This window comes from Pandoraea commovens, assembly GCF_902459615.1.
GTDB classification, from domain to species: domain Bacteria; phylum Pseudomonadota; class Gammaproteobacteria; order Burkholderiales; family Burkholderiaceae; genus Pandoraea; species Pandoraea commovens.
The window spans coordinates 87,964-102,305 of record NZ_CABPSA010000003.1 but is presented as its reverse complement, the minus strand read 5'-3'; the positions used below and the strand labels follow the sequence as shown (position 1 = coordinate 102,305).

The following is a 14,342-nucleotide window of genomic DNA, read 5'->3' as shown; positions in this document are numbered from 1 at the left end:
TCGCGTCCATCGCCCGCCGTTCGATATCACAAGGAAATCCGGATGTTCTCCATCATCGTTCCGACCTGGAACAACCTTGCCTTGCTGCAACTGTGCGTGCGCAGCATCCGACAGAACTCGCGCTACCCGCATCAGATCATCGTGCATATCAACGACGGTTCCGACGGTTCGCTCGACTGGGTCCGGGCCGAGGGGATCGAGCACACGGCCTCGCCCGATAACATCGGGATCTGCTACGCGGTGAATCAGGCGGCGGCGCTGGCGCGCGAGAAGTACATCGTCTATCTGAACGACGACATGTATTGCTGTCCGGGTTGGGACACGACGCTGATCGAGCGCGCGGAGGCGCAACCGGACAAGGCGTTCATGCTGTCGGGCACGATGATCGAACCGGTGGATACCGGCAACCCTTGCGTGCTGGTGCAGGACTTCGGCCGTGACGTCGATACGTTCGATGAGGCGGCGCTGCTCGCCGCTGTGCCGACGTACAAGAAGCCCGACTGGTTCGGCGCGACGTGGCCGCCCACGCTCGTGCATCGCGACTGGTGGTTCCTCGTCGGTGGCTACAGCACGGAGCTGAGCCCCGGCATGAGCAGCGACAACGACTTCTCGATGAAGATGTGGGCCGCAGGCGCGCGCCGCTTCGTCGGCGTGGGTGCTAGTCTCGTCTATCACTTCCAGTGCAAGAGCACCGGCAAGGTGGTCAAGAACGACGGACGCACGCAATTCCTGCGCAAGTGGGGCATGACGCAGTCGATCTTCGATCGCTACTATCTGCGTCGCGGCACGCCGGTGCCGTCGGGCAGCGATGGCCGCCTCGCCGAGCCGGTCGATGACAGCAAACTGCGCTGGCAGTTGTTCCGCTCGCGCATCAAACGAGCGCTGGCGAAGTAAGCGTGGAATGAGTGCGGAATGAGTGCGGAATGAGAAACGGACGCCAGGGGCGTCCGTTTTGCTTTGGGGCGGTCGTCAGACTTCGCCGCGTCGAAGCAAAGCGTACTTCAGGAACGCACTGCGAGCGTTCATGCGGGCAATCGCGGCACCGGCTGCGCCGTCGAGGAAGCCACGACGTAGCACGTAGGTCCGAACGAACGCCCATCCGCCATTGATCCACGGCTTGATCGCGGAGACGCGTTTGCCGCGCAGCGACATCTCCCTGGCGCCGGCGCGTGCGTATCGCTGCACCTTGTCGTCGACCTGACGGACTTCCGTGTAGCTGTAATGGAGCAGGTGGTGGGTGAGGGTGCCGATCTCGCCGTCGACGATCACGCGCTCGTGCACGAGATTGTCGGAGAAGCGTCCGGCTTCGCGGCGAAACAGTCGCAGCACGTAATCGGGATACCAGCCGCAATGCTTCACCCAGTGCCCCAGAAACTGAGACAGACGCGGCATGCGATAGCCAGCGTGGGATGCACTGCCAATCGCCGCCGCGATCTCGGCGGCCAGTTCCGGCGTGACGCGCTCGTCCGCATCGAGCGACAGCACCCACGGTTGCGTGGCGAACGACAGCGCGCGATTCTTCTGCGGCCCAAAGCCCGGCCAGTCGGGCGTGACATGGACCTCCGCTCCGGCGGCGCGTGCGATATCGACGGTGCCGTCCGTACTCGCGTTATCGACCACCACGATCTGCGAGGCGAACGCCTTCACCGATGCAATGCAGTCGGCGATGTTGTGACGCTCGTTGCGCGTGAGGATCGTGACGGTCAGCGGTAATGTGGGCATGAGCGGGCGTGGGCGGGGCGTGGGCGCGGCGTGGGCTTTAGGCGTTCAACAATTCGACGAGCGCTTCGCCGTAACGCTCGATCTTCGCTTCTCCGAGGCCGGTGATATCGACCAGTCCTTCGCGGTGACGCGGGCGGCGCTGAGCGAGTTCTCGCAGTGTACGGTCGTGAAGGATAACGTAGGCGGGGACGGCCTGCGTCTTCGCCATTTCCTGACGCCACGTGCGCAGTTTCTCGAACAATTGCTGATCGGCCGTATCCAGTTCGATGGCCTGCGACGATGCATATCCGGCAAAGCGGCTCTTCTTGCCCGCCGTGGGACGCTGGCGTCGTAGCGACACGACCGTCTCACCCTTGAGTACCGGACGCGCCGCCGCATTGAGCGTGAGCGCACCGTACTGACTGCTGTCCGGCTCGATGATGCCGTGGGCAATCAGTTGACGGAACACGGCCCGCCAGCCCTGATCGTCCATCTCGCCGCCGACCCCGAAGGTCGGCAGGCTTTCGTGGCCGAACTGACGAATCTTGTCCGTGCTACGCCCGCGCAGCAGGTCAACCAGATGGCCTGCGCCGAAGCGCTGGCCCGTACGCAGGATTGCCGACAGCGCTTTTTGCGCCGCAATCGTGCCGTCGAAAACTTCCGGGGGATTCAGGCAGACGTCGCAGTTGCCGCATGGCTCACTCGACTCGCCGAAGTACGACAGGAGCACCGTACGACGGCAGCGCGGGGCTTCGCAGTAACCGAGCAGCGCGTCGAGCTTCTGGCGTTCGATGCGCTTCTGGAGGTCCGGCGCGTTCGACTCGTCGATCCGGCTTCGGTGGACCACCACGTCGTTCAGGCCGTAGGTCATCCAGGCTTCGGCCGGTTCGCCGTCGCGCCCGGCACGTCCCGTCTCCTGATAATAGGCTTCGAGGCTCTTGGGCAAGTCCAGATGGGCAACGAAGCGCACATCCGGCTTGTCGATGCCCATGCCGAAGGCGACGGTCGCGGCCATGACCAGCCCTTCCTCGCGCAGGAAACGCTGTTGGTGCGTGCGGCGCACCTCGGCGTCCAGCCCCGCGTGATACGGCAGCGCGGGAATGCCTTGCGTTTCCAGCCACGCGGCCGTTTCTTCCACCTTCTTGCGCGACAGGCAGTAGACGATGCCTGCTTCGCCGCGATGCCGACTCAGAAAGGCCAGCAACTGCTTGCGGGGGTTGTCCCGGTCGACGATTTCGTACCGGATATTCGGCCGGTCGAAGCTGGAGACGAACAGGCGCGCGTCCGTCAGGCCGAGCCGCGTCTGTATTTCCTCGCGCGTCGCGGCGTCTGCCGTGGCCGTGAGCGCAATGCGCGGCACACGCGGATAACGCTCATGCAACGCCGAGAGCTGGATGTACTCAGGACGGAAGTCGTGTCCCCATTGCGAGACACAGTGGGCCTCGTCGATGGCGAACAACGCCAGCTGACCGCGTTCGTCGAGCCGGTCGAGCAGATTGAGGAAACGGTCGGTCAGCAGCCGTTCGGGCGCGACGTACAGCAGATCGAGCTCGCCTCGCGCGGCGCGGCGTTCGATATCGACCGCTTCATCGAAAGCGAGACTGGAATTCAGATAGGCGGCGCGGACCCCGGCTTGCAGCAGGGCGTCGACCTGATCCTGCATGAGGGCGATGAGCGGGGAGACGACGATGCCGATGCCCGGGCGCAACAGCGCGGGGATCTGGTAGCAAAGTGACTTGCCGCCGCCCGTGGGCATGAGCACGAGTGCATCGCCCCCGTCGGCCACATGGTCGACGATGGCGGCCTGATCGCCACGGAATGCGTTATAGCCGAATACGGTACGGAGAACTTCGAGTGCGCTTGCCATGCGCCGGAGTATACCGGTTCCACCCGGCGTCCGGCGTGCCAAAGACCCCGGAAATCCGGCGTTAGGGCGATTTTTGGGGCGCGGTCCGAGTCCGCTTCGGACACGTCCCGACGGGACCGGCCGGTACGTTAGAATAGCGGTTTTCCCGCTGTCCCCGACTTACATGAGCGCACCGCACAAGCCCACCGGACCGATTCTGCGACGTCTGCTGGGCTATCTCCAGCCATATTGGCACATGGGCCTGCTGGCCGTTCTCGCCATGGCGCTGGTGGCGGCCACCGAAGCGGCCATCCCGGCAGTCCTCAAGCCGGTGCTCGACAAGGGCTTCTCGGGCGGCGATCCCTGGAAGCTCTGGTATGTCCCGGCCGCCGTGATCGGCCTGGCCGTGATCCGGGGGCTGGCGCAATATTCGGCCAACTACATGCTGTCGTGGGTCTCGAACCGCGTGCTGCTCGACCTGCGCGTGAAGATGTTCGAGCGTCTGCTGCACGCCCCGGCCGCCTACTACCAGCGCGAGACGACCAGCACGCTCATCAACGCGATCGTCTATGAAGTCAATCAGGTGCTCGGCGTGCTTACCACGGTGCTGATCACGCTCGTGCGCGATTCGCTCACCGTCGTCGGCCTGCTGGGGTATCTGTTCTATCTGAACTGGCGTCTCACGCTGGTTGTGGCCGTCATTCTGCCGTTGATCGGCTGGCTGGTCGGCAAGATCAACCGCCGCCTGCGTCGTCTCAATCGTGAGCAGCAGACGCTGACCAACGCGTTGTCGTATGTGGTCGAAGAAGCGGTCGGCGGCTACAAGGTCGTGAAGATCCACAATGGCGAAGAGTACGAGAAGAACCGCTTCGACAAGATGACCAGCACGCTGCGCGGCTACGCCATGCGCGTGACGGTCTCCGGCGGTCTCGCGCAGCCGGTCACGCAGGCGCTGGCCTCGCTGGCGCTCGCCATCGTGATTACCGTCGCGATGATCGAGTCGTCGTCGGGCGAGATGACCGTGGGCGGTTTCACGGCGTTCGTCACGGCACTGCTGCTGGTTGTGTCCCCGCTCAAGCATCTGATGGACGTCAACCAGCCGCTGCAACGCGGCGTGACGGCTGCCGAGCTGATCTTCGAAGTGATGGACGTCGAAGTCGAGCCGGTCGGCGGCGAGCGCACGCTCGAACGCGCGAAGGGCCGAGTGACGTTCGATCAGGTGAGCTTCAACTACGGCGCGAGCGAGCGCCCGACGCTTGACAAGATTTCGCTGGAGGTCGCGCCGGGCGAGATGGTGGCGCTGGTCGGTCCCTCGGGCAGCGGCAAGACGACGATGGTCAATCTGGTGCCGCGCTTCTTCGATCCGACCGGCGGACGCATTCTGCTCGACGACATTCCGCTCAATGATCTGCGTCTGGCTGACCTGCGTCGTCAGATTGCGTTCGTGAGTCAGGACGTCGTGCTGTTCAACGACACCATTGCCGCAAACGTCGCCTACGGTCAGGAAGTCGACGCCGAACGAGTGCAGGCAGCGCTGCGCGCTGCCAATCTGGCCGATGCAGTTGCCGCCATGCCCGACGGCGTGAACACGCTGGTGGGCGATAACGGCATGCGCCTGTCGGGCGGCCAGCGTCAGCGTCTGGCGATTGCCCGCGCGATCTACAAGGACGCGCCGATCCTGATTCTGGACGAAGCGACGTCGGCACTCGATTCGGAATCCGAGCGTCATGTGCAGGCGGCGCTCGAAGTGTTGATGGAAGGCCGTACCACGCTGGTGATCGCGCACCGCCTGTCGACCATCGAACGCGCCGACCGTATCGTCGTGCTCGAACATGGCCGCATAGCGGAGCAGGGATCTCACCAGGCACTCGTGGCGCATAATGGCCTCTACGCCCATTTGCACCGCATTCAGTACGCACAGCAGCAGGAAGCGTGACATCCGGGGCGCCCGCCGATGCCGTGTGCACTGCGGGGGGCGCAACGTCATGCCCCAAACCACATACCCCAGCATTTGAGGATTTGAGGAGACTATGATGAGCCAGCCGCCGATCAGTCGTTTTCCCGTGCCGGACCTCGCCGCGTTGCCGGACGATATTCGTGCGCGCATCGTCGCGGTCCATGAAAAGGCTGGCTTCATCCCCAACGTCTTCCTCACGCTCGCGCACCGTCCGGACGAATTTCGCGCATTTTTCGCATATCACGACGCCTTGATGCTCAAGGATGGCAATCTGAGCCAGGGTGAGCGCGAGATGATCGTGGTCGCAACCAGTGCGGTGAATCAATGTCTGTATTGTGTGGTCGCGCATGGTGCGCTGGTGCGCATCTACGAAAAGCAGCCGTTGCTCGCCGATCAGGTGGCCGTCAACTATCTGAAGGCGGACCTGACCGAACGGCAAAAGGCGATTCTGGCGTACGCGATGAAGGTCTGCGAACGCTCGCATGAAGTGAGCGACGAAGACTACGCCACGCTGCGTCGCCACGGGCTGAACGACGAGGATATCTGGGACATTGCGTCCATTACGGCGTTCTTCGGTATGTCCAACCGAATCGCCAATGCCATTTCGATGCGGCCCAACGACGAATTCTTCTTGATGGGGCGCGTGCCTCGCACCCGTTAAACCTACTTCTCACAAAACTTCGATACCTATGATCTTCGTGACTGGCGGCGCCGGATTCATCGGCGCAAACTTCGTTCTCGACTGGCTCGCGCAACACGATGAACCGGTCGTGACGATCGACAAGCTCACCTACGCAGGCAATCTGGCGAATCTGGCAAGTCTTGAGCGCGACCCCCGTCACCATTTCGCGCAAGTCGACATCTGCGATCGCGCAGCGCTCGACAAGCTGTACGCCGAACACCGTCCGCGTGCCGTGCTGCATTTCGCGGCGGAAAGCCACGTCGACCGTTCCATTCATGGTCCGGGCGAGTTCGTGCAGACGAACATCGTCGGCACCTTCACGATGCTCGAAGCCGCTCGCGCCTATTGGGGTTCGCTCGAAGGCGAAGCGCGCGATAACTTCCGATTCGTGCATGTATCGACGGATGAGGTCTACGGTTCGCTGAGCCCGACGGATCCGGCCTTCACCGAGACCACGCCCTACGCCCCGAACAGCCCGTATTCGGCCTCGAAGGCAGGCTCCGACCATCTGGTGCGCGCTTATCACCACACGTACGGTCTGCCGGTCCTCACGACCAACTGCTCGAACAACTACGGTCCCTACCAGTTCCCCGAGAAGCTGATTCCGCTGGTGATCGCCAATGCGCTCGCCGGCAAACCGCTGCCGATCTATGGCGACGGCAGCAACGTGCGCGACTGGCTGTACGTTGGCGACCATTGCTCGGCCATTCGCGAAGTGCTTGCCAAGGGTGTGCTGGGCGAGGTCTACAACGTGGGCGGCTGGAACGAGCAGAACAACCTGTCGGTCGTGAAGCATCTGTGCACATTGCTCGACGAGTTGTCGCCGCGCGCCGACGGTAAGTCGTACCTCGATCAGATCACGTTTGTGACGGATCGCCCGGGACACGATCGTCGTTACGCTATCGATGCCCGCAAGCTTGAGCGCGAACTGGGCTGGCGTCCGGCGGAAACGTTCGAGACCGGCATGCGCAAGACGGTGCAGTGGTATCTGGCCAACGGCGAGTGGGTGCGTCAGGTGCAGTCAGGCGAGTACCAGCGCTGGATCGAAACGCATTATCAGAAGAACGACTGAGGCAACGTATGAGTATCAAACGTAAGGGCATCATCTTGGCTGGCGGGTCCGGCACGCGCTTGTATCCGGCGACGCTGGCCGTCTCGAAGCAACTGCTTCCGGTCTACGACAAGCCGATGATCTATTACCCGCTGACCACGCTGATGCTGGCGGGGATCCGGGACGTGCTGATCATTTCGACGCCGCAGGACACGCCGCGTTTCGAGCAATTGCTGGGCGACGGCAGCCAGTGGGGCCTGAATCTCCAGTATGCGGTTCAGCCCTCGCCGGACGGTCTGGCTCAGGCCTTCCTGATCGGTGCCGACTTCATCGGCAACGATCCGTGCGCGCTCGTGCTCGGTGACAACCTGTTCTACGGACACGATTTCGCTGCGCTGCTTTCGGCCGCCAACGCGCAAACGGACGGCGCATCGGTGTTTGCCTATCCGGTGCACGATCCCGAACGCTACGGTGTGGTCACGTTCGACGAACACGGAAAGGCGATCGAACTCGTCGAGAAGCCGACGGAGCCGAAGTCGCGCTACGCCGTGACCGGGCTGTACTTCTGCGACAACGACGTCGTCGACATCGCACGCTCGATCAAGCCGTCGGCACGAGGCGAGCTGGAAATTACCGACGTCAATAACGAATACCTGAAGCGCGGAAAGCTGAACGTGCAGATCATGGGACGCGGCTACGCCTGGCTCGACACGGGGACTCACGAGTCGATGCTCGAAGCGAGCACGTTCATTCAAACGATCGAATCGCGTCAGGGACTCAAGGTGGCCTGTCCGGAAGAGATCGCGTACCGCAGGGGCTGGATCGATGCGGCGGCCATCGAAAAGCTGGCGCAACCGCTGGCGAAGACGGGTTACGGCCAGTATCTCCTCTCCATGCTGCGTGAGCGCGTGTTCTAAGGTCGGCGCTTTTCCGTCTCAGTTCTCTGTCTCAGATTCTTACCGGTACCTCAATATGCAAGTGATTCCCACCGCCATTCCGGCCGTTCGCGTAATCGAACCCAAGGTGTTCGGCGACTCGCGCGGTCATTTCTTCGAAAGCTTCAACCAGCGTAATTTCAACGACGGTCTTGGCGAGACGCTCACGTTCGTGCAGGACAATCAGTCGCGCTCGGCGCGCGGCGTGTTGCGTGGTCTGCACTATCAGGTCAAGCAGCCGCAAGGCAAGCTGGTCCGCGTGCTGCAAGGCGAGATCTATGACGTGGCCGTCGATATTCGCGAAGGATCGCCGACGTTCGGCAAGTGGGTCGCCGAAGTGCTGAGCGCTGAGAACAAGCGGCAACTGTGGATTCCGGCGGGCTTCGCCCACGGGTTTGTGGTGACGTCGGAGACGGCCGAGGTGCTGTACAAGACCACGGACTACTGGGCGCCGCAGTTCGAGCGCTGCATCCGCTGGGACGATCCGACACTGGCGATTCCCTGGCCGCTCGACGGCATCACGCCGATCGTCTCGGACAAGGATAAGCAGGGCATGCTGTTCGCCGACTACACTCACGAAGACTGAGTTTCGCCCGTGACCCTTAGCACTCGCACAAACCGCAATCCCAGCGGGGCGAAGCGGGCGGTCAGGGCATCGGCGACGGTCTGCGACGGCCCTTCGATGCCGCCGTCGCCCGCCGCCAAACGGTTCGAACCGTTCGAACCGTTCGAACCGTTCAGCCCTTCGACGATCACATCGGCTTCCAGCCCGTTGTTCAGATAGTGCAGCTTGACGTCGTGCAGGGCCAGCGCATTGGCCCGGCACAGCAGTTCGGCCGCACCGACCACCACGGCGCGTGCCGGCCACTGTTGCAGCGCGGTACCCTTGGTGTCGCTTTCCGGGTCGACGTGCACCAGCACGTCGAGGATCTGCGGTTCGTTCATGACTGCGGCCCGAGCCTGTTCGGCCAGGTAGTGCCCCTCCGAGACCGACAGGCGTGCGTCCACGAGAATGTGGACGTCGACGACGATCTCATCGCCCATTCGTCGCGTACGCAGCATGTCGATGCCGCGCACGCCCGGTGTGTCGAGCAGACGCTGGCGAATCGTGACGGTGGTGTCGTCGTCCACGCCGCGATCGATCAGGTCCTGCAAGGCGTTCCAGCCGAATTTCCACCCGGTGCGTCCGATCATCAGCCCGACGAGCGCGGCCGCGAGCGGATCGAGAATGCGGTAGCCCGCGAGGTTGCCGAGAATCCCGCACGCCACCACGAGCGACGAGAGGGCGTCCGAACGTGCATGCCACGCGTTGGCGACGAGCATCGCCGAGCGCACCCGTTGTGCCGCGCGCAGCATGTAGCGGAAGAGTCCTTCCTTGCTGACGAGCACCACGACCGCCACGACCAGCGCGATGGTATGCACCTCGGGAATGTCCTCGGGGTGCAGCAGACGCTCCACGCCACGCCACAACATCCCCGCACCCACTACGAGCAGGATCACGCCCAGAAATAGCGACGCGGCGTTTTCGTAACGGTTGTGCCCGTAAGGGTGATCGGCGTCCGGTGCCCGGGCGCTGCCGCGTGCGGCGGCGAGCACCACAAAGTCGGAGACGATGTCGGAGAGGGAGTGGATGCCGTCGGCGATCAGCGCCTGCGAGCGCGCGAATATCCCGATGACGATCTGGGCGGTCGTCAGCACGACATTGACCCAGATGCTGACCCAGGTCGAATGGCGAGCGACGGCATGTTTGTCGAGCGCCTCGCTCGATGCCGCAAGGTTGTCGTAGTTCGAGTAGGGCATGGCCGGGGCGTGCTTTCGCGCACGACGAAATCGGATCGATTGCGTATTGTATGGCGGATGCCCCGGTTTTTTGCAATGGCGGTTACATCAGAATGATGTCGTACTGTTCCTGATGGAACGAAGATTCGACCTGAAGCGAGATCGGCTTGCCGATGAAGTCGATCAACATCGCGAGGTGCTGCGACTCTTCTTCGAGGAACAGATCGACGACTTCCTGCGAGGCGATCAGGCGGAACTCGCGCGGGTTGAACTGACGCGATTCGCGCAAAATCTCGCGCAGGATGTCGTAGCACAGCGTGCGCGGCGTCTTGACCTGTCCCTTACCCTGACACACGGCACACGGCTCGCATAGCACGTGCGCAAGCGATTCGCGCGTGCGCTTGCGCGTCATCTCCACCAGCCCCAACTGCGAGAAGCCGTTCACCGTGATGCGCGTGCGGTCGCGTGCAAGCGCCTTCTTCAACTCCGAGAGTACGGAGTCGCGATGGTCGGCGCTTTCCATGTCGATGAAGTCGATGATGATGATCCCGCCCAGATTACGCAGCCGCAACTGGCGCGCAATCATCAGCGCCGCTTCCAGGTTGGTCTTGAAGATCGTGTCGTCGAAGTTGCGCGCACCGACATAGCCGCCGGTGTTCACGTCGATGGTCGTCATCGCTTCGGTCTGGTCGATCATCAGATAGCCGCCGGACTTCAGATCGACACGACGCGACAACGCGCGCTCGATTTCCGTCTCGACGTTGTACAGATCGAACAGCGGACGCTCGCCCGTGTAGTGCGTGAGCTTGCCGAGCACGGCAGGCGTGTAAGTCGCCGCAAACTCGGCCAGCTTCTGATACGTCTCGCGCGAGTCGACGAGGATCTTGCCCGTCTCTTCATGCACGAAGTCGCGCAGCACGCGCTGGGCCAGATTCAGATCCTGATACAGCAGGGCAGGGGCGGGCACACGCGTGCTTTGCTCGCCAATCGTCTGCCATGACTTGCGCAGATAGGCGACGTCGTTGGCGAGTTCGGCGTCCGCTGCATCTTCCGCAATAGTGCGCACGATGAAGCCACCTTTCTCGTCGGCCGGCACGAGCGCCTGAATCTTGCTACGCAGCGCCTCGCGCTCGGCTTCGCTCTCGATGCGCTGCGAGATACCGATATGCGGCTCCTGCGGCAGATAGACGAGCGTGCGTCCGGCAATGCTGATTTGCGTCGACAGACGCGCACCCTTCGTGCCGATCGGGTCCTTGATGACCTGCACCATCAGCGTCTGCCCTTCGAAAACCGTCTTCTCGATGGGCGGCTGCGGATGCGGCACGGACGTGTCGTTATTGGTGCGCGGATGCCAGATATCGGCCACATGCAGGAACGCCGCGCGCTCCAGCCCGATATCGATGAAGGCCGACTGCATGCCCGGGAGCACGCGCACGACGCGGCCCAGATAGATGTTGCCGACCAGACCGCGCGAGAGCGTGCGCTCGATGTGCAGTTCCTGCACGGCGCCGAGCTGCATAAGCGCCACACGGGTTTCCTGTGGCGTGATATTGACCAGAATGTCTTCGTTCATAAATTGTCGACCAGACTCGAAATGCGCGGGGCCAAATAGCGTTAGAAGTCGACGCCCGCCTGGCGCAGCAGCGCGGCGGTTTCGCAAAGCGGCAGTCCCATGATGCCGGAGTAGCTGCCGTCGATACGCATCACAAACTCGGCAGCCTTCCCCTGAATACCATAAGCGCCCGCCTTGCCTTTCGGTTCTCCCGAGGCGACGTAGCGCTCGATCTCCTCGCGGCGCAACGGCCGGAACCACACGTGCGAGATGTTGACCGCCTGATGGACCTGTCCGTCGGCACAGACCGCTACGGCGGTGAGCACGCGATGACGGGTGCCCGACAGACGGGCGAGTACGGCGCAGGCGTCGGCGTCGTCGAACGGCTTGCCGAGGATGGTGCCGTCGAGACAGACGGTCGTGTCGGCCGTCAGGATCGGCGCGCCGGGCAGTCCGGCACGCGCCAGACGGGCCATCGCCGCTTCGGCCTTGGCGCGCGTGACGCGCTGCACGTAGTCGTCGGGCGGCTCCCCAGGCAGCACGGCTTCGAGTGCTTCGGCGTCCTCGTCGGCATGGGGCAGCAGCAACTCGAAACGAACGCCGAGCTGTTGCAGCAGTTCCTGACGGCGGGGGCTTTGCGAAGCGAGATAGATGTACGGCATGGCGGCTTGGCTTGAATTCGTCCAGCCCGGCACACGGCTTTGCAGAAATTTGCAGCGCGCGCACCGGGCCGCTGGATGGGCTGGGCGAGGGGAACGCCCTATTATGCCGCCTTGCGACCCCGCCCGCCACCATGCGGCGGCGGCAGGCGGGTGCCGTTTTTCAAGGGAATTGCGTGCGATAGGGGGCTTTCAGGGACGGTAGAGGCCGTGGAGCCAAAGCGCCGAACAGGCCGAACAGGCCGAAAGGGCCGTGCAGGGCGGGGAACGTCCACGACGTCCCCCTCTACCGCTCAGAGGTCGGCCAGGAAGTCCGCGCCGATCAGGTCGATGCGGTCGGTGCAGATGGCGTCCACGCCCCACGCGGCCAGTTCACGGGCACGTGCCGGCTCGTTGACCGTGTAGACGAGCATATGCAGCCCAGCGGCTTTGATCTCGGCGACCTGCGGGCCGTCGAGATGCTTGTGGCTCGCATGCAGCGTGACGGTGCCCAACTTACGGGCATCGTCGCGCCAGTGCGCCGGTACGGCCTCGTACAGCATGCCGCGCGGCAGTTCCGGCACGGCAGCGGCCGCCGCTTCGAGCGCCTCATAGGAGAACGAGGAAAGCAGCGGCGGCTGGGCCTGACCGGCCCACAGCGCCTTGACGGCTTGCGCCACCAACGTGCCAGTCTCGGCTTCACGCCCCGGGCATGGCTTGATCTCGACGTTCGCCGCGAGTCCCAGCGCCTGACAACGCTCCGCCACCTGCGCCAGCGTCGGCATCGTCTGGCCTGCAAAGCGGCCGTCCGCGCCAAACCAACTGCCAGCGTCGAGCTTTTCGATCTCGGCGTAGGTCATTTGCGCTGCAGCGCCGTGACCGTTGCTGGTGCGATCGACGGTGTCGTCGTGCAGCAGGAAGACGACGTTATCCGCCGAGAGCTTGGCGTCGAACTCGACCATGCGCAGGCCGAGCGAGGCACCCATCTCGAAGGCGGCGAGCGTGTTCTCCGGCGCGAGCTTGCCGCCACCGCGATGCGAGACGATGCGCGGATACGGCCAGTCGCGCCACAAATGGCCGGTTGCCGGGTCTGAGGTCGTGCCGCTCACGCTTCCACCCGCTTGCCCGTCGAAGGATCGAACAGGTGCAGCGCCTTGGCGGAAATCGCCAGCGGCATGACGGAACCCGCCGCCGGACGCAACTCGTGCGGCAGACGCACCGTCAAGTTTTGCTCGCCCCAGCGGCCGTGCAGCAGATTGTCCGCGCCGAGCAGTTCGAGCTGATCGACGGTGATGCTGGTTTGTGCGGCGAACGCGCCCAGCCCGTTCTGCTGTTCGGCAGGCACCAGATGTTCCGGACGCACGCCAAGCACCAGTTCGCGCCCTGCGTGGGCCATGCTCGTCGGCGGCAGGCGCAGCGCCGGACCACCGTCGACTTCGAACGTACGGCCTTCCGCATCGACCCGGCCCTTGAGCAGGTTCATTGCGGGCGAGCCCATGAAGCTCGCCACGAACAGCGACGCCGGACGCTCGTAGACGTCCGTCGGCGTGCCGATCTGCTCGGCGTAGCCCTTGTTCATGACGATCACGCGATCGGCGAGCGTCATGGCTTCGACCTGATCGTGCGTGACGTACAGGCTCGTCGTTTTCAGACGCTTGTGCAGACGCTGAATTTCCAGACGCATCTGCACGCGCAGCTTGGCGTCGAGGTTCGAGAGCGGTTCGTCGAACAGGAACACGGCCGGTTCGCGCACGATGGCACGGCCCATAGCCACGCGCTGACGCTGACCGCCCGACAGTTCACGGGGCTTGCGCGCGAGCAGGGGTTCGAGTTCCAGAATGCGCGCCGCCGCGAGCACGCGCTCTTCGATGGCCTTCTTGTCGATGCCGCGAATCTTCAGGCCGTACGACATGTTCTGACGCACGTCCATGTGCGGATACAGCGCATAGTTCTGGAACACCATCGCAATGTTGCGATCCTTCGGCTCCAGCTGATTGACGACCTGCGAGCCGATCAGAATGCTGCCTTCGCTCACCGATTCGAGGCCGGCGACCATGCGCAGCAGCGTCGACTTGCCACAGCCCGACGGGCCGACGATGACCACGAACTCGCCATCTTCGATGTCGATGTCGACACCGTGCAGCACGTAGTTGCTCTGGTCGTAGGTTTTCTTGACGCTATGGAGTTTGAGATTTGCCATG

General features: G+C 63.4%; 13 protein-coding genes. 6 read left to right on the top strand and 7 right to left on the bottom strand.

Going from position 1 to position 14,342, the window contains the following annotated elements:
• Positions 1–42 precede the first annotated feature (42 nt).
• On the top strand, positions 43–894 hold the full coding sequence (locus PCO31010_RS10865; RefSeq protein ID WP_150664297.1) for a glycosyltransferase family 2 protein: 852 nt from the start codon (positions 43–45) through the stop codon (positions 892–894).
• 75 nt (positions 895–969) lie between these two features.
• Here PCO31010_RS10865 and PCO31010_RS10860 read toward each other — a convergent pair whose 3' ends face one another.
• Together PCO31010_RS10860 and recQ are read right to left on the bottom strand one after the other, a co-directional pair.
• Complete coding sequence (locus PCO31010_RS10860) at positions 970–1,722, bottom strand: glycosyltransferase family 2 protein (RefSeq protein ID WP_150664296.1); 753 nt, start codon at positions 1,720–1,722, stop codon at positions 970–972.
• A gap of 37 nt (positions 1,723–1,759) precedes the next feature.
• Entirely contained in the window at positions 1,760–3,568 is a 1,809-nt protein-coding gene (gene recQ / locus PCO31010_RS10855) for a DNA helicase RecQ (RefSeq protein WP_039400709.1), read from the bottom strand.
• Positions 3,569–3,731: 163 nt separating this feature from the next.
• Here recQ and msbA point away from each other — a divergent pair, with 163 nt between their 5' ends.
• From msbA to rfbC, 5 genes are all read left to right on the top strand, one after another.
• Positions 3,732–5,483: a lipid A export permease/ATP-binding protein MsbA gene (msbA, locus tag PCO31010_RS10850; protein WP_150664295.1), complete on the top strand. Its 1,752-nt coding sequence runs from the start codon at positions 3,732–3,734 to the stop codon at positions 5,481–5,483.
• A 97-nt stretch (positions 5,484–5,580) separates the two neighbouring features.
• Positions 5,581–6,165, top strand: coding sequence for a peroxidase-related enzyme (locus tag PCO31010_RS10845; protein ID WP_174984633.1), 585 nt, complete (start codon positions 5,581–5,583; stop codon positions 6,163–6,165).
• Positions 6,166–6,193: 28 nt separating this feature from the next.
• Positions 6,194–7,258 carry a dTDP-glucose 4,6-dehydratase gene (rfbB, locus tag PCO31010_RS10840; RefSeq protein WP_150664293.1) on the top strand — a complete coding sequence of 355 codons (1,065 nt, stop codon included), beginning with the start codon at positions 6,194–6,196 and terminating at the stop codon, positions 7,256–7,258.
• A gap of 14 nt (positions 7,259–7,272) precedes the next feature.
• Positions 7,273–8,154, top strand: coding sequence for a glucose-1-phosphate thymidylyltransferase RfbA (gene rfbA / locus PCO31010_RS10835; RefSeq protein ID WP_150664573.1), 882 nt, complete (start codon positions 7,273–7,275; stop codon positions 8,152–8,154).
• A 55-nt stretch (positions 8,155–8,209) separates the two neighbouring features.
• The gene (rfbC, locus tag PCO31010_RS10830) at positions 8,210–8,758 is read left to right on the top strand and encodes a dTDP-4-dehydrorhamnose 3,5-epimerase (RefSeq protein WP_039400704.1); all 549 of its coding nucleotides are present in this window, start codon (positions 8,210–8,212) and stop codon (positions 8,756–8,758) included.
• Here rfbC and PCO31010_RS10825 read toward each other — a convergent pair.
• The 5 genes from PCO31010_RS10825 to PCO31010_RS10805 form a co-directional block, all read right to left on the bottom strand.
• Entirely contained in the window at positions 8,746–9,972 is a 1,227-nt protein-coding gene (locus tag PCO31010_RS10825) for a cation diffusion facilitator family transporter (RefSeq protein WP_246184550.1), read from the bottom strand. The genes rfbC and PCO31010_RS10825 overlap by 13 nt on opposite strands.
• Positions 9,973–10,054: 82 nt before the next feature.
• On the bottom strand, positions 10,055–11,524 hold the full coding sequence (gene rng / locus PCO31010_RS10820) for a ribonuclease G (RefSeq protein WP_150664292.1): 1,470 nt from the start codon (positions 11,522–11,524) through the stop codon (positions 10,055–10,057).
• A 41-nt stretch (positions 11,525–11,565) separates the two neighbouring features.
• Positions 11,566–12,165: a Maf family protein gene (locus PCO31010_RS10815; protein WP_150664291.1), complete on the bottom strand. Its 600-nt coding sequence runs from the start codon at positions 12,163–12,165 to the stop codon at positions 11,566–11,568.
• 290 nt (positions 12,166–12,455) lie between these two features.
• A complete protein-coding gene (ugpQ, locus tag PCO31010_RS10810; protein WP_174984630.1) occupies positions 12,456–13,250 on the bottom strand; it encodes a glycerophosphodiester phosphodiesterase in 795 nt (264 codons plus the stop codon).
• Positions 13,247–14,341, bottom strand: coding sequence for a sn-glycerol-3-phosphate import ATP-binding protein UgpC (locus PCO31010_RS10805; RefSeq protein WP_150664290.1), 1,095 nt, complete (start codon positions 14,339–14,341; stop codon positions 13,247–13,249). Before PCO31010_RS10805 ends, ugpQ begins: the two co-directional genes overlap by 4 nt.
• Position 14,342: the final 1 nt, after the last annotated feature.